Source organism: Bremerella sp. JC817 (genome assembly GCF_040718835.1).
Taxonomy (GTDB): domain Bacteria; phylum Planctomycetota; class Planctomycetia; order Pirellulales; family Pirellulaceae; genus Bremerella.
Genome location: NZ_JBFEFG010000280.1, coordinates 537,225 through 554,548, shown reverse-complemented (window position 1 = coordinate 554,548; position 17,324 = coordinate 537,225). Strand labels below are relative to the sequence as shown.

The 17,324-nt window shown below is 56.7% G+C and carries 18 protein-coding genes; 13 read left to right on the top strand and 5 right to left on the bottom strand.

Translation table 11 applies throughout. The features are described 5' to 3' along the window. Positions 1-32 precede the first annotated feature (32 nt). On the bottom strand, positions 33-509 hold the full coding sequence (locus AB1L30_RS20585) for a hypothetical protein (protein WP_345089427.1): 477 nt from the start codon (positions 507-509) through the stop codon (positions 33-35). Between the two features lie 430 nt (positions 510-939). Here AB1L30_RS20585 and AB1L30_RS20580 point away from each other — a divergent pair, with 430 nt between their 5' ends. The 3 genes from AB1L30_RS20580 (at position 940) to AB1L30_RS20570 (ending at position 3,352) form a co-directional block, all read left to right on the top strand. After that, positions 940-1,905: a DUF1559 domain-containing protein gene (locus tag AB1L30_RS20580; RefSeq protein WP_367015537.1), complete on the top strand. Its 966-nt coding sequence runs from the start codon at positions 940-942 to the stop codon at positions 1,903-1,905. A 54-nt stretch (positions 1,906-1,959) separates the two neighbouring features. Then, complete coding sequence (locus AB1L30_RS20575; protein WP_367015535.1) at positions 1,960-2,370, top strand: carboxypeptidase-like regulatory domain-containing protein; 411 nt, start codon at positions 1,960-1,962, stop codon at positions 2,368-2,370. Between the two features lie 94 nt (positions 2,371-2,464). Further along, complete coding sequence (locus AB1L30_RS20570) at positions 2,465-3,352, top strand: alpha/beta hydrolase (RefSeq protein WP_367015533.1); 888 nt, start codon at positions 2,465-2,467, stop codon at positions 3,350-3,352. A gap of 9 nt (positions 3,353-3,361) precedes the next feature. Here AB1L30_RS20570 and AB1L30_RS20565 read toward each other — a convergent pair whose 3' ends face one another. Beyond that, entirely contained in the window at positions 3,362-5,104 is a 1,743-nt protein-coding gene (locus AB1L30_RS20565) for a cytochrome c peroxidase (protein ID WP_367015531.1), read from the bottom strand. A 170-nt stretch (positions 5,105-5,274) separates the two neighbouring features. Here AB1L30_RS20565 and AB1L30_RS20560 point away from each other — a divergent pair, with 170 nt between their 5' ends. The 3 genes from AB1L30_RS20560 to AB1L30_RS20550 all read left to right on the top strand — a co-directional run bounded on the left by AB1L30_RS20560 (position 5,275) and on the right by AB1L30_RS20550 (position 8,597). Continuing rightward, positions 5,275-6,462, top strand: coding sequence for a lactonase family protein (locus tag AB1L30_RS20560; RefSeq protein ID WP_367015529.1), 1,188 nt, complete (start codon positions 5,275-5,277; stop codon positions 6,460-6,462). Between the two features lie 50 nt (positions 6,463-6,512). Next, positions 6,513-7,187 carry a metallophosphoesterase family protein gene (locus AB1L30_RS20555; protein WP_367015527.1) on the top strand — a complete coding sequence of 225 codons (675 nt, stop codon included), beginning with the start codon at positions 6,513-6,515 and terminating at the stop codon, positions 7,185-7,187. A 210-nt stretch (positions 7,188-7,397) separates the two neighbouring features. Continuing rightward, complete coding sequence (locus AB1L30_RS20550; protein ID WP_367015525.1) at positions 7,398-8,597, top strand: DegT/DnrJ/EryC1/StrS family aminotransferase; 1,200 nt, start codon at positions 7,398-7,400, stop codon at positions 8,595-8,597. Between the two features lie 450 nt (positions 8,598-9,047). Here the strand turns inward: AB1L30_RS20550 and AB1L30_RS20545 are convergent, their stop codons facing one another. Next, complete coding sequence (locus AB1L30_RS20545) at positions 9,048-10,022, bottom strand: hypothetical protein (RefSeq protein ID WP_367015523.1); 975 nt, start codon at positions 10,020-10,022, stop codon at positions 9,048-9,050. 232 nt (positions 10,023-10,254) lie between these two features. On the opposite strand from AB1L30_RS20545, the gene AB1L30_RS20540 reads away from it, so the two are divergent. The 7 genes from AB1L30_RS20540 to AB1L30_RS20510 all read left to right on the top strand — a co-directional run bounded on the left by AB1L30_RS20540 (position 10,255) and on the right by AB1L30_RS20510 (position 15,850). Continuing rightward, a complete protein-coding gene (locus tag AB1L30_RS20540) occupies positions 10,255-10,890 on the top strand; it encodes a hypothetical protein (protein WP_367015521.1) in 636 nt (211 codons plus the stop codon). Positions 10,891-11,092: 202 nt separating this feature from the next. Beyond that, positions 11,093-12,508 carry a porin gene (locus AB1L30_RS20535; RefSeq protein ID WP_367015519.1) on the top strand — a complete coding sequence of 472 codons (1,416 nt, stop codon included), beginning with the start codon at positions 11,093-11,095 and terminating at the stop codon, positions 12,506-12,508. Positions 12,509-12,701: 193 nt separating this feature from the next. Beyond that, positions 12,702-13,313: a hypothetical protein gene (locus tag AB1L30_RS20530; RefSeq protein WP_367015517.1), complete on the top strand. Its 612-nt coding sequence runs from the start codon at positions 12,702-12,704 to the stop codon at positions 13,311-13,313. Between the two features lie 23 nt (positions 13,314-13,336). Further along, complete coding sequence (locus AB1L30_RS20525) at positions 13,337-14,065, top strand: DUF2007 domain-containing protein (protein ID WP_367015515.1); 729 nt, start codon at positions 13,337-13,339, stop codon at positions 14,063-14,065. 25 nt (positions 14,066-14,090) lie between these two features. Then, positions 14,091-14,864 (top strand): AraC family transcriptional regulator, encoded by a 774-nt coding sequence (locus AB1L30_RS20520; protein WP_367015513.1) that lies wholly within the window; start codon positions 14,091-14,093, stop codon positions 14,862-14,864. 20 nt (positions 14,865-14,884) lie between these two features. Further along, a complete protein-coding gene (locus AB1L30_RS20515; protein ID WP_367015511.1) occupies positions 14,885-15,262 on the top strand; it encodes a VOC family protein in 378 nt (125 codons plus the stop codon). Between the two features lie 69 nt (positions 15,263-15,331). Next, on the top strand, positions 15,332-15,850 hold the full coding sequence (locus AB1L30_RS20510; protein ID WP_367015509.1) for a tetratricopeptide repeat protein: 519 nt from the start codon (positions 15,332-15,334) through the stop codon (positions 15,848-15,850). A 67-nt stretch (positions 15,851-15,917) separates the two neighbouring features. Here AB1L30_RS20510 and clpP read toward each other — a convergent pair whose 3' ends face one another. Together clpP and AB1L30_RS20500 are read right to left on the bottom strand one after the other, a co-directional pair. Then, positions 15,918-16,508: an ATP-dependent Clp endopeptidase proteolytic subunit ClpP gene (clpP, locus tag AB1L30_RS20505; protein WP_367015507.1), complete on the bottom strand. Its 591-nt coding sequence runs from the start codon at positions 16,506-16,508 to the stop codon at positions 15,918-15,920. Positions 16,509-16,646: 138 nt separating this feature from the next. Further along, positions 16,647-17,276 carry an ATP-dependent Clp protease proteolytic subunit gene (locus AB1L30_RS20500; RefSeq protein WP_345089480.1) on the bottom strand — a complete coding sequence of 210 codons (630 nt, stop codon included), beginning with the start codon at positions 17,274-17,276 and terminating at the stop codon, positions 16,647-16,649. Between the last annotated feature and the right edge of the window lie 48 nt (positions 17,277-17,324).

Here is a 17,324-nt window from a genome sequence, read left to right as displayed (position 1 = left end):
ACCAACGCCGTTTCTAAATCGCCTCGCTAATCTTAGGTAGCGGGCGTTGCCTTTTTGTTTTGCTGGTTGTTCCAGAATCGAGTCCAAAGACCGATTCGGCGGACCATTGGCAGGATGGTGGCGGCGATTTGATCTGGGCGAATGGTCTCTTCGTGATGAAGGAACAGTGCCCGAGCGAGCTGAGGAATGTGCTCGCCCTTCTTAGCCTTGGTCATCCGACGATGCCATGGACCGAGAAGGTCGTTCTTGTATTCCGATGGATTCCAAAGGTCGATATCGGTCAGTCGGCCGACTTCGGTCGGACGCTTGGCGATCACGGTTCCGAGAAACATAAACCCTTTCGGGAGTGGGCTTTCGGCGTTGTGAATGGCCTCGATCGGCGTAGGTTCCAGGAAGTTAAGATTCGGTAGCGATTCTGGTTGAAGTGCATCGGCGACTTCTCGCAGAAGATACGCTCCGCCAGCCATTTGTTCGTCTAAAGAGACGACAACAACGGCTTTGTGGCCCATTGTTTGGGTTCCTGATTCATAAGAGTGTTTAGGAGAGTTACTCATAATTAACGCTTAAATTGGCCCTTCTCCGCAAGGTGAGATGGTGGAAGTTTTCCGCTTCTTCACCATTCCCTCGGAAATTCTTTCGAAGCCGCTTTCGCGTCATCCTCGGCGATGCCAGGTATGTCGACTCGTTAGGGTGCAAACGGCGTGCCTCTTAACTGCTAATATTGCTAGCCGTTATGCTGGCAGGCACACTTCGCCCATCTCCTATTTTTGACGTCGGCAATCGTCCAGAGAGACAAACAGAAAAAAACAAAGAAATAAAACTTTCTATTGCTCGGGTCTCGCGATAAGATGGCCAGCTCCTGCCAAAGATCTTCAGCGTTATTGAGCTGATTGACTGCTGTCCATCTATCCCTCTCCTTTCTTCGACCCGGAGGTCTCCATGGCCCGCGCAAAAGGGTTTACCCTCGTTGAGTTATTGGTTGTGATTGCCATTATTGGGGTCCTGATCGCCTTGTTACTTCCCGCTGTCCAACAGGCGCGCGAAGCGGCCCGGCGCATGCAATGCTCGAACAATCTCAAGCAGATTGGCCTGGCCATCCACAGCTATCACGACACCCATCGCAAGTTCCCCAGCGCGATGATGCTCGACAAGGCTCGCCTGGACGTGAGTAGCTGTCCGGAAGGGAGATGCGGTACCTGGGCATGGACGGCGTTCCTGCTTCCACAAGTCGAGCAAGGCAACCTTTACGATCTGCTGCAGGTTGGCAAGCTCCCCGGCGAGGTCTCGCTGAACGATGCCGCTCGCCTGGCCGCTGCCAAAGAAGGCTTCGACGGCTATCGATGTCCGTCCTCGGCGAGCCCCGATTTGAATACGGCCCGCAAGGTGCCGGCCGGCAGTGGCGACGGTAGTGCCGACTGCACTGGAAGCGGCTGCGTCGAGATTGCCTTGGCCAACTATATAGGGGCGAACGACAGCAATACGCTCGATCGCGATACCTGGAATGGGTTCATGGCGAAAGACACCAACGGGGTCGTTTTCACCTTCGCCGACTTCACCGACGGAACGAGTAACACGATTGCCATCGGCGAGCGAACCTGGCGGCTGGCCGATCGAAACTTGCGAGCTGCCACCCAGCTGGTGGCCAACGGCGATACGGCCAACCATAGCCTGCAAGGCAATTCGTATGTCGTGGGGGGCGGACGCTGGCCGTTGAACTGCACCAATTCGCAAGATTGCGATCGTGGTTTCAGCAGCAATCATCCAGGCGGTGCCCAGTTCTTGTTCCTGGATGGTTCGACACACTTCCTGGCGGAAACGATCGATCACGACACCGACTCGACTGTCGACAGCGTTTACGAATACCTCATCTGCCGCAACGACGGAAATCCGATCGGCGACTACTAATCACGAGTCACGGTTTTCCAGCTTCACGTTACGGCATCGAAAGTTGAGGTCGCTATGGTACTGCGTTCATTGGGATTGATTTTGCTTAGTTTCATGTTGGTGGGTTGTGGTTCTTCGGGACCGCAACTGGGGACGGTCGATGGCACGGTGACACTCGACGGCAGTCCCCTGCCCCATGCCGTCGTCGCGCTGGTTCCAGTCGAAGGTGGCCGGACAGCGGAAGGGATCACCGACGACTCGGGTCACTTTGTGATCGAGTTCGCCGCCGGCTCGAAGGGAGCACTGCTGGGGGATCATGAGATCCGGGTCACGACCTTTCGCGAGAAAGTGATCGGCGACAATGGCCGAGTGGAAGATCCTGGCGTGCCGGAGAAGGTGCCGGCGAAATTCAATCGCGAGTCGGAACTGGTCCGCACGGTGGAAGCTGGCTCGAATCATTTCGACCTCGAACTGACCAGCAAATAGCAGGCGTTTGCATTTGCCGACAGAGCGGGTTATTTTCAGCCCAGTGCATTTGCACTATTCCCTGCCCCATTTCCTCCTCGAGATACTGCATCCCATGAAAGTTCTGACGTTCTCTTTAGCCTTGATGTTGGTTGGGTTGGTGCTGCCTCTTTCGGCCGCCGAGCCGGTCGCTCTTGATCTTTGGCCGGAAGGTAAAGTCCCAGGACTGGCCGCAGGTGAAAAGGAAGAGATCGTCGAAGAGATGGACGAACGCATCGGGAGCCGGGTAACCAAGGTGACCAAGCCGAAGATCACCGTCTATAAGCCTGATCCGAATATCGACACCGGAGCCGCCATCGTGATTTGCCCCGGTGGTGGATACAACATTCTGGCCTACGACCTGGAAGGGGTCGAAGTGGCGAAGTGGTTGAACGAGATCGGTGTAACCGGCGTGGTTCTGCACTATCGCGTCCCGCGGGCAAAAGATGGCGAAGCCTTCGTCAATCCGTTAAAGGACGCCCAGCGAGCCATTCGCGTGACGCGTGCTCATGCCAAAGAGTGGAAGATTGATCCAAACAAGATTGGGATCCTCGGTTTCTCGGCGGGCGGCAACCTGGCCGCCGTCGCTTCCAATGCCGACGAGAAGACTTACGAAGCGGTCGATGAAGCGGACCGGTTGAACGCTCGTCCTGACTTCAGCGTGCTGATCTACCCGGCCTATCTGAATCCGAAGGACAAAGACACCGAACTGACCGAGGAAGTCGCCGTCGACGAATCGACGCCACCTGCCTTCCTGATTCACACCAGCGACGACCGCATCAGCTCGACCGGCAGCATCGCCTATTACCTGGGTTTGAAGCGACTGGGTATTCCGGCGGAACTGCACATCTTCCCGCAAGGCGGACATGGCTACGGTCTGCGTCCGACTGACAAGCGAGTCACCGGCTGGCCAGAACTGGCGACCGGTTGGCTGAAGACCGAGATCCTGACCGAAGGCAAATAAGCGTTCGGATTACAAGCTTCGCAGAAAGCTGAGCAAGTCATTCAGTTGTTGGTCGGTTAGTTCGCTCGACAACTGATGGCCGTGGATCTCGAACACATCTCGCAGCGACGTCGCCCGGGCATCGTGGAAGAACGTATCACGATGTCCGATACCCCGTAGCGACGGTGGATTGAACTCGCGGTTTCCTTCTTTATCGTGCATGCCGACGTCGTACGACTCTCGCGAAGTGTACAGCGGCGGGGCGTGGCACTTGATGCAGTTGTTCTGCAGGAAGATCTGCCGGCCATGGGCTACGGCTGCTTCGTCCCGGGTTTGCTGCAACTGATCGATCGGTGGTGGCAGCGGAAGGCTATTCACGTAGGCGGCCAGGGCCGAAGTCTCTTCGTCGGAAAGCCTACGGCCATGCATCGTATTCTTCACCGACTTATGAATTTGAGCCTCCATCGTGTCGCTGACTGCCAGCCAGCCAAACGGAGCTGTATCGGCCTTGCCTAGCAGCGATAGAATTCGCTTCGGAGCGCCGTACGAATTATCGCCGAGGTTGTCGCTGCTCAGCCCGTTGGTATGACCATCGGTATGGCAGCTATGACAAGACATCCAGCCTTCCATCGACAGACGAGCATTGTGGAAGAGTTGTTCGCCTTGATCGACTAGCTCTGCCTTGCGTGTTGCCCCGAGCGAGATCTTGCCGATCGTCTCGGCCTTCTCGACATCGACCAGCGAGATGGAGTCATCGAAGCCATTGGCCACGTACGCCAGATCTTTCTCAGGGGAAACAACGACCGAGGTCGGATGCTGCTCGACCGATACGCGAAACAGGCCGAACGCTTCGTACTTGCCGATGCCAACCTGACTGGTACCGCCCATGGTGACGATTGCTTGAAGGTCGTCGATCACGGCGATGTCGGTTGGGTCGCCGCCACCACGACCAGGCTCGCCGATCGGATGCATGAAACCGTTGCCGTAGAAGTCCCCTTCCGGATCGAGAACCATGTCCAGAGGCACCCACCGCAGCTCGTTGCTCATCAGCAAGCCCCAGTGGATATCGTTCTCGTTGGTTACGGCCAGGCTGTTAAGAAGCTGGTGAGCCAGAAGCAGTTTCGTGCCATCGGGCGAAAGGGTCATCGCGCGGATGTTGTGCGCAGGGAACTCGCGAATGTATCGGACTTCGAGTGTCTGCGGATCGACGTTGGCCAGCTTGCCGCCGAAGTTGTCGCCGACCAGGACCGTTTGGCCATCCGGCACGAACAACACGACCCGGGGAGCAAACGGCAGGACGAGCTCTTGGGCGACGACCAACTTGTCGCCTGCCACGTTCAGCGAAACCAGTTTGCGAGGCCAAAGGCAACTGACCACGATCTGCTGCCCGTCAGGGCTGATATCGGCTTTGACCGGGGAGTAAGGGACCTTGGCCTTCGACAGAATCGCCAACTGCCCGTCGAGGTGCGAGAGCAGGATGGCTTCGTGCGATTGGCCATCGAGTGCCACGTAGCGGTTGTCAGGTAGCGGCTGTAGTTCGATGATCGATTGGCCCACCTGCCATTCGCCAAGCAGTTTCCGCTCGGCTCGGTCGATGATCGAGACCGTTCCGGTGCCACGGTTGGCCGTCAAAAGAAACTGTCCATCATGGCTGAGGACCAATGCCTCAGGCTTTCGCAAAGCTGGCTGCGAAGGATCGATACCCTGGGCAGGTGCGGCTTGGCAAAGGCTCGCAAGCAAAAGCGTGGCCGAGAATGCAGCGAATCGAATCATGAGCCCAGTCGTGCAGGAAGGATCGGCGGGTGGGAATCGTCTAATTTTTCCATAGCAGCCGATCTGGGACAAGACAAAACAGGCCGCTTCACCCGTGGTGAGATACGTGCTTTGTGCCAATGGGGGAAGTACAATAGAGCGTTCCTACCCGAAATCTGGAGATCCACCCAATGCTAACTCGACGTACAACGCTGGCATTTCTGACGCTTGCGGCGGTTTCGCTGGTCCCTCAGGGCCTGTTTGCCCAGCAACATTCCAAGGTAATCGACCTGACCAAGCCCAATGCCCCGCTGCTGCGGTTTTACATTGGGACTTACACCAAAGGGGATAGCAAAGGGATTTACGCCAGCGATTTGAACCTGCACGATGGGACCCTGTTGCCCCCTCGCCTGGTGGCCGAGATCGAGAATCCTTCGTTCCTGGTGACGACCCCAGATCGCAAGAACCTGTACGCCGTCGGCGAGATCTCGAACTTCGCCGATCAAGACACAGGTGCCGTGTCGGCCTTCGCGATCGAGGAAGATGGCTCGCTGAGGTTGATCAACCAGGAAGCTTCCGGCGGTCGCGGTCCCTGCCATGTCTCGTTGCCACGCAGTAAGAACTTCGTGATGGTTTCGAACTATGGTGGCGGCTCGTTCGCGACGCTGCCACTGGGGGAAGAAGGACAACTTGCGCCGGCAACGTCGCTCTTCCTGCATGAAGGATCGAGCATCAACGAAGGTCGCCAGAAGGGACCGCATGGCCATGGAATGTACCTGGTGCCGGGCTCGCTCTTGGCACTGTCGGTCGATCTGGGGCTCGACAAGGTAATGATTTATCGCATTCTCGATCCGAAGACGGGCGAAATGGAATTGAACGATCCTCCGTTCATCTCGGTCAAGCCGGGTTCAGGCCCGCGCCATCTGGCGATGAACGAGTTGGGAACGCGTGTCTATCTGCTAAACGAACTCGACTCGACGCTCGATGTCTATGCGTTCGATCCATCGACCGGTGCGAGCGAGCACCTGCAACGTGTCGCGACGCTGCCGGAAGACTTTGTCGGAAACAACACCACGGCGGAAGTTTACATTCACCCCCGCGGCCAATGGTTGTACTGTTCCAACCGTGGCGACGACAGCATCGTGACATTCCGGATCGATCACGAAACTGGCCTGGTGCTACCAATCGATCGGACGAGCACCTTCGGTAAAACACCGCGTCATTTTCAGATTACCCCTGACGGTCGCTATTTGTTGGTGGCGAACCAAGACACCAACAATATTGTCGTGCTGGAGATCGATCAGAAGATTGGCACTCTGAAGACAACTGGCAATCAGATTCTGGTTCCCAACCCTTGCTGCATCGAGTTCCTGCCGTAAAGAAGTTGCCGTCCACCAGGACGCCACATAGAGACTATAAAGGATCACCCTTGCGTAATCTGGCGATAGGCGACGTGCATGGTTGCCTGACCGCACTCGAAACTGTTTTGACGATCGTCCAGCCTCAGAAGGACGATCGTCTTTTCTTTCTCGGCGACTATGTCGATCGAGGCCCCGACGCGCGTGGGGTGATCGATCGAATCTTGCAGCTTCGTCAGCAGCACGAGGTAACCTGCCTGATCGGCAATCACGAGATCATGATGCTGACCGCCCGCGAAGACCAAGGCATGTATCTCTCGTGGCTAGGCTATGGCGGGGAAGAAACACTTGCATCTTATGCCGATGACGACGCCGCGGATGGGAGTCTCGATCTTGTTCCCGAGCGGCATTGGCAATTCTTGGAATCGATCTGCCAGCCTTACTTCGAAACCGACGACACCATCTTCGTGCATGCGAACGTCCTGCCCGAGGTCCCGCTCGATCGCCAGGACGAGACAACCTTGTTCTGGAACCGCTTTACCAACCGCGGCCCGCATCGTAGTGGGAAGAAGGTGATCTGCGGACATACTTCGCAGAAGTCTGGCCTGCCGCTGGATGTTGGCCACTCGATCGTGATCGATACGTGGGTCTACGGCGACGGTTGGCTGACCTGCCTGGATGTCGACAGCGGTCATTTCTGCCAGGGGAATCAGGCCGGAAAACATCGTTTGGGAGTGCTAGCATAGGCAGTGATTTTGCCACGTTCTGTGTGGCAAAAACCGCGATATCAGCGAGTGTTCAGCCTTACTTATCTGAACCCCGGCGGTTCCTGCGGCTTGACCTTGACCCTTAATGCCAATCCTCCTATCGTTTTCGCTGACCGTGCCGGCACAAATAGGCAGGAAGCCACCTAAGTGCCGCGTGGACCACGATTGAATAATTCAAGGATGTCAGGGATGACGACAGCAAAGAATGGCATGGACGCGACCAGTGTTTCTCAGGTTCCTCTGCTCGATATCAGTCGTGGCAATGCACCGCTGAAAGAAGAATTCATGGCGGCCTTTGAGTCGGTTCTCGACTCAGGTCGATTCCTGTTTGGCCCGGATGTCTTCCAGTTGGAAGAAACCTGTGCGGCCGCCTCGCAAGCCAAGTTCGGTATTGGCTGTGCTTCGGGTAGCGATGCCCTCTTGTTGACGATGATGGCGTTGGATATCGGTCCTGGCGATGAAGTCCTCGTTCCGAGCTTCACGTTCTTCGCCACCGCCAGTTGCGTCTGGCGACTGGGCGCTAAGCCTGTGTTCGTCGACATCGAACCAACCTCGTTCAATATCGATCCTGCCCGGATCCAGGAACAAATCACGCCGAACACCAAGGCGATCATTCCGGTTCACTTGTTCGGCCAGTGTGCCAACATGACCGAGATCAACAAGATCGCCGCCATGCACGGCATTCCGGTCATCGAAGACGCTGCCCAGGCCATCCTGGCGGAACACAATGGTCAGCGAGCCGGCAGCATGAGCCTGGCTGGCTGCATCAGCTTCTACCCGACCAAGAACCTGGGTGGTATGGGTGACGGCGGCATGCTGGTTACCAGTGACGAAGAATTCGCCGCCAAGCTGAAGCTGCTGCGAGGTCACGGCATGGAACCTCGTTACTATCATCAAGTGGTTGGCATCAACAGCCGCCTCGATACGCTTCAGGCCGCTGCCTTGAACGTGAAGATGAAGCACATGGCCAAGTGGACCGACATGCGTCGCGAGAACGCTCTGCGGTATCACGAACTGTTCAGCCAGTGTGGTCTCGACCTGGTGTTGAAGCTTCCGACCGAAGAAGCAGGCAACACGCACGTCTGGAATCAGTACACCGTTCGCGTGCCACGCGGCGGTCGCGATTCGCTTCGCAAGCACCTGGCCGATCTGAAGATCGGTAGCGAAATTTACTACCCGGTTCCACTGCATCAGCAGCAGTGCTTTGCCGGCCTGAAAGAAGAACTGTCACCGCTGCCAGAAACCGAAAAGGCTGCTGAAGAAGTGTTGGCTCTGCCAATCTTCCCGGAACTGACCGCCGCCGAACAGCGTCACGTGGTTTCGTCGATCGCCCGCTTCTACGGGATCGAAGCGAGCCTCGAGGCAACCGCTCGTCGCAAGTCGGCCTAGGCCACAACCGCACAGGTTTAACGAAAAGGCGACGCTCGCAAGAGTGTCGCCTTTTTTGTTTTCGAATGGCAATGCTGCTGAGTATTTGCCGACGATCTGCCCATTGTCACGCAGTAGCAAGTTCAGAAACGTGCTAAGCTCGCCCCCTTCGGTCAGCGACCGGCCGCTCGTTGAGAGAGTCTTTCGTCGGCCAACCTTCACCGCGACTGCCTTGCGGTTGGCTAAATCAACGCCTAGAGCCCATCAGTTAGCCTCGGCAGTACGATGAGACCAGGAAGGGCCCCTGCGAGCCGGGACGAGATTACAGATAGGAGCTGGCAGTGTGCTCTCTGCCGATCACTCTGAGCGAGATCTGGCGGAAATTGTTCTGACACCGCGTCCGCCAGGCAGTTGCGTTTGCCTGGCATAAGATTATCGCAATTCTGCGTGGTGCCGTTTCAAGCGAGACGCCTAACGAAACGGCTTCCAGAGTGGCTTCTTGAACAGACCTGGGCGTTCGGCCTGTTGGGCATCGTCGGCCGCTTCTTCCGGTTTGGAAGCAGTCCGCGGATTAGGAAGTGGTGCGGATGCCGGCGTCCAGCGAGCGGAGTCTTTGCCTCGCAGATCGATCTGGATGTTCTTCTTTTCTTGTAGCACTTCGCCCTGATCGTTGGTGTACCGAACGTGCAACTGCAGCGATTCGTGTTCTGGCTTCCCTTCCGACCACGGGATCTTCAGATGAATCCCTTTGCCCAGCAGGGTTCGTTTGAGGTACTTGGCCGAGTCGGTCGTGTCGTAGTCCCAACGGCCGACGAAGGCGTCTTCGCCGGAGTAAGCTGGATCCAACAGCACCACCGAAACCGGGGCAGGCGAATCGACGTACTGACCCGCCTCGTTTTGAGGTTCGATGACCACCATCACTCCTTCATCCCCTGGCACGCCGTCGACATCGTAGCCGCCGGTCAGCTTCGGGTTGAGAACGATCTGGGTGATCACGCGGTCGGTGACGACTTCTTCGTTGGGATCGAACTGTTGTAGCACCGGGCCATCCAGGAACTCTGGCCCTGGGGCTACGCCTTCCAGATCAGGCAGGTCGCTCGATTCTCCCAGTTCGATGACTGGGCCAGAAAGATCGTCGACACCGGGACGAGACGAACTCGAACGTCGATTGAACGATGGAGCAGGCAACGAGTCCGCCGCGGCGCTGGCCGTTCCTTGCGGGAGGCCAAGTTGGCGGCGAAGTGTTTCGTTTTCGCGGCGGACCGATTCGATCTGCGATTCCTTTTGCTGCACCACATCCTGCAAGGCATAAACCTTGTCTTCCAGGTAGCGCAGTTCGGACTCGAGAAGCTGCACCGACGAATCGGTCGTGCGGCAGCCACCAAACATGGCAATCGCGGCGAGGGCCACTAGTGCGAGTCGAGTTGGGTTGAAACGTGATAGCACGTCGACGAAACTTTCCCAGGAATTTGGCCGGTGAAGGTGTGGAAAAACTAAAGTTCCGGCCACGCGTGCGGCATAGGTACGAAATATCAGAATCCAGGTCAAACCCAATGCGCCAGATTGGTTCCCATGATGTCCATGGAATTTGTTTGACTTGGCATCCCGGCCGGGTAGCCTGTTAGGCGGATCCCTCCCTGGCAGGGACACCGCTAGTACCTTGTACGAGGTCTCTTTCATGTCGACGCGTACCTTTGTTCTCTCGGTTCCCTCGCTCGATCCGATCCGCGAAGCGATTGCTTCCGGCGATCAGCAACTAGTCGATGCCTTGGTCGAGGTCACGCGTCTGGAACTGGAAGATGAGTATGGCGAAGAGCCGGACGAGGACGAGCAGGAGGAGATCGACGAGCAACTCGAGGAAGCCCGCGAATCGCTGCAGAAAATGATCCTTTGCGAGACGCCACCCGACAAAGAACCAGGCGAATGGAATTACCTGGTAACCGCGATGATCGATCACCTGAAGCTCGAGAAATTCTGGAAGTACCCCATCAACGAAGACTGGAAACATTATCACATCTGGGATCCGTACCGAGCCGAAGTCGAAGAGCAGATCTCGGACGACGCCCAGACGCTGCTGCAGTACCTCGACGAAGGTCGCCCGCTTCGTGGCAAATCGATCGAGCACGATGGCTGTGTGTTTGCGTGGTTGTCGCTGGCGGAAGTCGAGACATTGCTGGCAGCCCTCGAGCCGGTCGATCCTTCGAGGTTCAGCGATGAATTCTTTCCCGACTTTCACGAGCAACTGCTCGGCACGCTACGAGGGATCTCGAAGCGGAAGCATGAGCTATTTCTGAAAGCGCATTATTCGCTCTAGTAATGGCAAAGAGTCTGGCGGGAATGCTCTGCTAGCCTTGCAGTGCATCGTAGCGGAAACACGAGGAAACGATTTGTTTTGCTGGCTTCTCTTTTGCCGGCACAACAATCATTGAAACCAGAGTTTCGCTCAGCCGATGCTATAAGGCATCCCCACTGAGAATTCGATCAGTTGAAGGAATGGTGAAACTAGCGAGTTTCAGATGAAAATATATTGGTTTATCTCGTGGCTAACGACGCTGGCTATTCTGGTCGTTGCGCAGCCACTTTTCGGGCAGGACATTGTGCCCGATTCCGATGTCGAATTGCGTTTGTCGCAACTCGAAGCGGAAATACAAATGCTTCGCGATCAAGTGAACACCCCTTCGGCCAGCACCGTCCCGGCGCAAGAGGCAGGCTGGGTCGTCAACGCAGATAACATGTTGGTCCCTTGTGTCGACTGCGCACCGGCCGACAAGAAGAAGTTTCCGACGGTCCAGTTGACCGGCTTCTTCCATCTCGATTCGGTCTGGTTCGGGCAAAGCGGCAACAACCTGGCAACGGTTGGCGATCTGCAAGATGGTTGGGACTTCCGCCGCGCTCGGTTGGCCGGCAAAGGCAACCTGGCTGAAGACTGGTCGTATATTATGGAGTTCGACTTCGCGGCCAGCCAGGCAACGTTTGTCGACGTGTGGGTAACCTACTCGAACGCTCCCCTGCTTCAGAACATCCGCATCGGTCGTTGGCGTCAGCCTTACGGCATGGACGAACTGACGAGCGTCCGCGAACTCCCTTTCCTCGAACGCTCGTCGAGCTTCTCGATGGCTCCGTTCCGGCAAACAGGGATCGGGTTCTTTGGTAACAACGACGCCGAAACGGTGACCTGGGCGAGCTCGGTGTTTCGTTATCCGAGCGATGGCTTCGGCGATAATGCCGGAGACGACGGTGGCTACGCCGGCGCTGGTCGAATTACGGCATTGCCGTTCTACGCCTGTGAAGGGGAGCAGCTCATCCACATCGGTGCCGACTACTACTATGCGAATCCCTCCTTAAACTCGGTTCGCTTTGCTTCGCAGCCTGAAATCCAGGTGGTCGATACCGCCCCGAACCCTGACATCAGCGTGCCACCGTTCGTCGATACGGGGAACGTACCAGTTGATTACGTCGACTCGTTCAACGTCGAGCTCGCTGCCAAGTATGGCCGCCTCGTGATGCAGTCGGAAGCTCGCTGGACGACCCTCAATCAGCGAGGTGCCGGACCAACGCAGACGATCGAAGGGGCCTATGCCCAAGTACGCTATAGCCTGACGGGTGAAAGCCCGCAGTACAACAAGAAGAACGCCGTGTTTGGCCGTGTCGTTCCTTACCGCGACTTCAATCCGTACTGTGGATATTGGGGTGCCTGGGAACTGGCGGCACGCTATTCGTTCGTCGATTTCAACGGCGATTGGCTCTCGGCCAACACACCACCTAGCCCGGGTCCAGGTCGTCAGATGAACGACGCCACGCTCGGTTTGAACTGGTATGTGAACGAGCACACCAAGTTCCAGTTCAATTACATCAACTCGCGTTTGAACGATCCGACACTCGGTGTCAGCTCGGCCGATATCTACGCCATGCGTTGCCAGATCGACTTCTAAAACGCGGTGATCTCAATACATGCTTACCGACATCAGGCCGCACTTCGGGCGGTCTGATTTTGTTTCGAAGGGATCGGAAAGTAACACGTCGCATCGATGCTACTTTGGCGAATTCGTTTGACACGCACTCGGAAAAGGGTATTTTCGGGACAACCCCTATGTGGATGCCCTGACCCCTTTCTAAAGCGTGGACATGTCAACGCGAACCGAACTCGTCTCTTTACCATCGATGCAACCGCTTCAGGCCGCGGTCGCCTCGGGCGACGAAGATCTGGCCGATCAATTGAAGCGGCTCATCCAGGACGATCTTGCTGCGCTCTATGGCGAAGACGACGTCGATGCCGAAGAGCACGACGAATTCCAGGCCATGGTTCAAGAGATGATCTTGAGCAAGTCACCACCTTCCGAAGAGCCAGGCACCTGGCAGGCACTCATTCGGCGGCTGGCGGTGGTGTGGAAGCTGGACGTCAAATCCGACTATTCGTTCAACCAACGTGGCTGGCATCATTACGGTTGTTGGGGACCGTATCGCAAGATGCTGACCGGCTGTATCACGGTCGATTCGTTAAAGTTGCTCGAGTACCTCGACCTGGGTCGGCCACTGCGGGGCGATACAGTGGAAGACGACGGATGCTTGTTCGCGTGGCTCGATCCAGACGAAGTCATTCGCCTGGAGGAAGAGCTTTCGAGCCTGGAGGAATCGGCGATCGTGATTGAAGAACTTCAAGACTTTCACGAGCTGCTGACCGAGTGCTTGGATGAAGTCGCCCAGCAGCAGCACGCTTTGCTGCTCTTGGCAAACTAGACGAACCGGAACGAGAGATTTTCATGGCCTCCGAATTTCAACGTGTCGCCAGCTTTGGCAACCCCGCGGAAGCACATCAATTGAAGGCTGTGCTCGAGGAGCAAGGGATCCGCGCCTTTGTTGAAGGAGACGAAATCAAAACAGCACTCAGCTACATTGGTGCTATTGGTGATGTCAATGTGATCGTCTCTTCGGCCGACATCCCCGCTGCGGCGGAAGTGTTGGAGCAACTGCGACAAGAAGCAGACCATCGTCCTGGAGAAGCCTGGTTTTGCGGAGAATGCCAAGAGGTCGTCGACGCTGGGTTCGATGTGTGCTGGAAGTGTGGCCAAAGTCGCGATGAAGTCGAAGCAGAGATGCCAGTGACCGCTGGCCATCACGTCGCTCCTGACGGTAACGAACTCGACGAAAACGTTCCCCGGCCTCGTTTCTCGGCGAGCACCGACGCGGCCAATCCGTTTGCTTCGCCGCGAGAGAACAATCGCGGAGCCTTGATGCCCGGCAAGCTCGACGAGGTCCACGACGAAGCGGAAGCGATGTTGAAGCGAGCCTGGCGGGCTTCGATTTTCGGACTGTGTGGTCTGCCGATATTCGCCAATCTGTATTCGATGTATCTGCTAGTTCTCGCACTTCAGCAGACGCAGCAATTCACGCCGGAAGGGAATACCCGCTTCTATCGAGCGTTCGCCCTGAATATCGTGGGAGGAGCGTTCTGGGGCGTGATTCTCATGGTTCTGTTCTTACGATGGTGACAATCGCCTGGCGAAGAATGTCGCGATGCAAACCTTTTTACCATCCCGTTGCCTGCGCCCGTTCGTGCGGCACTATTGGCTGAGCCATAACAGTCCGGCAACGACGCATTGCATTCTGCCAGATGGTTCAATCGACCTCGTGGTCCAGTGGAACGGAAGCGAAGTCGCGAGTTGGTTATTTGGTACCTCGACCGAAGCGACCGACATCTCGCTGGGGACTGGTAACCATTACCTGGGGATTCGCTTTCGCCCGGGACAGGCTCGGCACTTCATCGATGTTGGTGCCCATACACTGACTGACAACGCGGAAGAGGCCTCTCCCCTGCTCCGCTTTTCCCTGGAACCATTGTGGGACGCGCTCGACGGCGGCTTGCATGGGAAGATGCTCGATGGCATGTTGCAGCAACACCTGCATCGCGCATCGCCGGCTGAGAAGCCAATTGATGCCGTGGTCGATTGGATCGAGCGTTCGCGCGGGTCGGTCTCGATCGCCGAGGCCGCAGGCATGTATGGCAAGAGTCGCCGCCAGTTGGAGCGTGACTTCCTTGACCTGGTGGGCGTGTCGCCGAAGCTGTTTGCTTCAATCGTGCGGTTCGAACAGGTCACCCAGCAACTACGTCAGCCGCAGCTTGCTTTGGCGCGTATCGCTTTGAACTGCGGCTTCACCGACCAAAGCCACATGACCAACGAGTTTCGCCGCCTGGCGGGCTGCACCCCGAAGCAATATCGCCAGCAGCATGTCGCATTCTTCCAAGACGGTGCTGACGCGTCTGCACAAAATGACTCCTTTCACCAGTAAGTTGGTTCAGGAGATTCCCAATGAAGCTTTGGTGCGGAGTCGTCACGGAAAAGATCGCCGAATCGAAGGCGTTTTACACGCAGCTCTTTGGCTGTGAGATCTTGTTTGAAGAAGACTGGTTCGTCCTATTGAAACTGGGCACGAGCGAGATCGGCTTTCTGTTGCCAGGCATGGAAGGGCAGCACCCGCTCTTTCAGCGTGCGTATGCCGGCGAAGGGATGTGGATCACCATCGACGTCACCGACGCCCAGGCCGAACTGGCCCGGTTTACGTCTCTGGGGCAAGCGATCGAGCAACCGCTGCGAGACGAACCATGGGGGGACCGGCACTTTGTATTGCGAGATCCCAACGGCATTGGAGTCGACGTTGTGCAGCGGATTACGAGCCCAATGGAATGACGGCGACGGGCGGTTGTGATACGATTCGGCGAACTGGTTGCGTTTCGCTTTCCTGCTAACGGCTTCTCGATGTCACGCCCCCCTGTCTATCGCCCGATCTCCTGGTTGGGAACGATTCCTCAGATCGTCGTTTACAGCGTCGTCTGCGGAACGGTCTATGCGATCACGGACAGCGTCGATTGGGCGATCTTGATTGGGATGCCGATCATGTTGATCTATTCGATCACCAGCCGTTACGTGGTGCCGTACCACCACCGCCAAGGCGTTCACTTGATGAGCCAGTTTCAGTTTGAAGAAGCCCTGATCGAGCATCAGAAGAGCCTCGAGTTCTTCGAGAAGTATCCTTGGATCGACAACTTTCGAGCGGTCGTGCTGATGTCGCCTTCGCCGATGAGCTATCGCGAGATGGCCCTCTGTAACCTGGGTAACTGTTACCTACAGCTGAGCCGTTGGCCTGAAGCACAGTCGCACTACGAACAGGCCCTGAAGATGGGCCCCAAGAATCGCCTCGCGCAGCAAGGTTTGCGATTGGTCGAGAGCCAGATCGATGGCGATGCGGCCGAAGGCGAGCCGGAAGAAGCTACTTAGCCAATAAAAAAAAGCCCACACCGAAGTGCGGGCTTTTCTAGGCGATTCGTCGAAACGAAAGCAACGCTTACTTGCTTTCCATGTGCTCGACGACTTGATCGATCAAGCCGTACTCGGCGGCTTCGGCGGCGCTCAGGAAGCGGTCGCGATCGGTGTCGGCTTCGATCTGTTCGATCGGCTTGCCGGTGTGCTTCAGCAAGATCTCGTTCATACGCTGCTTGATGCGCTTGAACTCGGTTGCGTGAATCAGGATGTCTTCGGCGGTACCCTGCATACCGGCCAGCGGCTGGTGGATCATGACGCGGGCATTTGGCAACGCGTAACGCTTGCCAGCGGCACCGGCGGTCAGCAGAACGGCACCCATCGAAGCGGCCTGACCGATGCAGTAGGTCGCCACGTCGCAGGTCACAAACTGCATGGTGTCGTAGATCGCCATACCGGCGCTAACGCTACCACCAGGGCTGTTGATGTAGAGGTTGATGTCGGCCTTCGGGTCTTCCGACTGCAGGAACAGCATCTGAGCGACGATCAGGTTGGCAACTTCGTCGTTCACGCCGGTTCCCAGAAAGACGATGCGGTCTTTCAGCAGGCGAGAGTAGATATCGAAAACGCGTTCTTCACGACCGCTTTTTTCCACCACGTAAGGGATCAGAGGCATGGTATAGACTCCAGTTTCTGGATGTTGGATTCGGAATATCAGATCAAATCAGGAATGATGTTGGTGTGAGCCTGGGTGCCGTTGGCAGTTGTCCGCTCGCCTGGCTGACGAGAAGACCCGTTCCCAGGCCCAGTCGACTTAGTCTTCTTCACCGGCCTGATCTGCAGGCGGCTTGGTGAGGATTTCGTCGACAATCCGATATTCCTTGGCCTCGGTGGCGTTCATGTAGTAGTCGCGATTGACGTCTTTGGCGATCTTGTCGATTGGCTGCGAGCAGTGATCGGCCAGGATCTTGTTCAGCTCTTCACGGGTCTTGATGATCTCGTTGGCTTGAATTTCGATGTCGCTCACCTGGCCACCGACACCGCCGTGTGGCTGGTGAATCATGACCTTGGCGTGTGGCAGGATGAATCGCTTGCCAGCGGCACCGCCGGCCAGCAGGATCGCACCACCACTGGCGGCCAGACCGACGCAGTAGGTTGCCACTGGGCACGACAGCATGTGCATGGTGTCGTAGATGGCCATGGTCGCGGTGACGCTACCGCCAGGGCTGTTGATGTAGAAGTGGATCGGCTTGCGGCGATTCTCACTTTGCAGGTAAAGCAACTGCATGACCAGCTGGTTGGCGTTACCGTCGTAGATCTCTCCTTGCAGGAAGATGATCCGGTTTTCCAACAGCAGATCGTTGATCGTCATCTGACGCTGCCGCTGGTATTCAGAGGCCATCGCCATAGGCTCGGCAGAGGCATGAGGAAAATGAGAAAACATGGTCGTCGATCCTTCCATTACAACGTGCCGTCAAGGACGCCGCGGCAC

Bases quoted from the DNA above. Each gene is read 5' to 3' on its own strand.
- AB1L30_RS20535 (WP_367015519.1), top strand. From the start codon at position 11,093: ATGAAAATATATTGGTTTATCTCGTGGCTAACGACGCTGGCTATTCTG.
- AB1L30_RS20580 (WP_367015537.1), top strand. From the start codon at position 940: ATGGCCCGCGCAAAAGGGTTTACCCTCGTTGAGTTATTGGTTGTGATT.
- AB1L30_RS20550 (WP_367015525.1), top strand. From the start codon at position 7,398: ATGACGACAGCAAAGAATGGCATGGACGCGACCAGTGTTTCTCAGGTT.
- AB1L30_RS20510 (WP_367015509.1), top strand. From the start codon at position 15,332: ATGTCACGCCCCCCTGTCTATCGCCCGATCTCCTGGTTGGGAACGATT.
- AB1L30_RS20570 (WP_367015533.1), top strand. From the start codon at position 2,465: ATGAAAGTTCTGACGTTCTCTTTAGCCTTGATGTTGGTTGGGTTGGTG.
- AB1L30_RS20575 (WP_367015535.1), top strand. From the start codon at position 1,960: ATGGTACTGCGTTCATTGGGATTGATTTTGCTTAGTTTCATGTTGGTG.
- AB1L30_RS20515 (WP_367015511.1), top strand. From the start codon at position 14,885: ATGAAGCTTTGGTGCGGAGTCGTCACGGAAAAGATCGCCGAATCGAAG.
- AB1L30_RS20500 (WP_345089480.1), bottom strand. From the start codon at position 17,276: ATGTTTTCTCATTTTCCTCATGCCTCTGCCGAGCCTATGGCGATGGCC.
- AB1L30_RS20525 (WP_367015515.1), top strand. From the start codon at position 13,337: ATGGCCTCCGAATTTCAACGTGTCGCCAGCTTTGGCAACCCCGCGGAA.
- clpP (WP_367015507.1), bottom strand. From the start codon at position 16,508: ATGCCTCTGATCCCTTACGTGGTGGAAAAAAGCGGTCGTGAAGAACGC.
- AB1L30_RS20530 (WP_367015517.1), top strand. From the start codon at position 12,702: ATGTCAACGCGAACCGAACTCGTCTCTTTACCATCGATGCAACCGCTT.
- AB1L30_RS20560 (WP_367015529.1), top strand. From the start codon at position 5,275: ATGCTAACTCGACGTACAACGCTGGCATTTCTGACGCTTGCGGCGGTT.
- AB1L30_RS20540 (WP_367015521.1), top strand. From the start codon at position 10,255: ATGTCGACGCGTACCTTTGTTCTCTCGGTTCCCTCGCTCGATCCGATC.
- AB1L30_RS20565 (WP_367015531.1), bottom strand. From the start codon at position 5,104: ATGATTCGATTCGCTGCATTCTCGGCCACGCTTTTGCTTGCGAGCCTT.
- AB1L30_RS20520 (WP_367015513.1), top strand. From the start codon at position 14,091: ATGCAAACCTTTTTACCATCCCGTTGCCTGCGCCCGTTCGTGCGGCAC.
- AB1L30_RS20585 (WP_345089427.1), bottom strand. From the start codon at position 509: ATGGGCCACAAAGCCGTTGTTGTCGTCTCTTTAGACGAACAAATGGCT.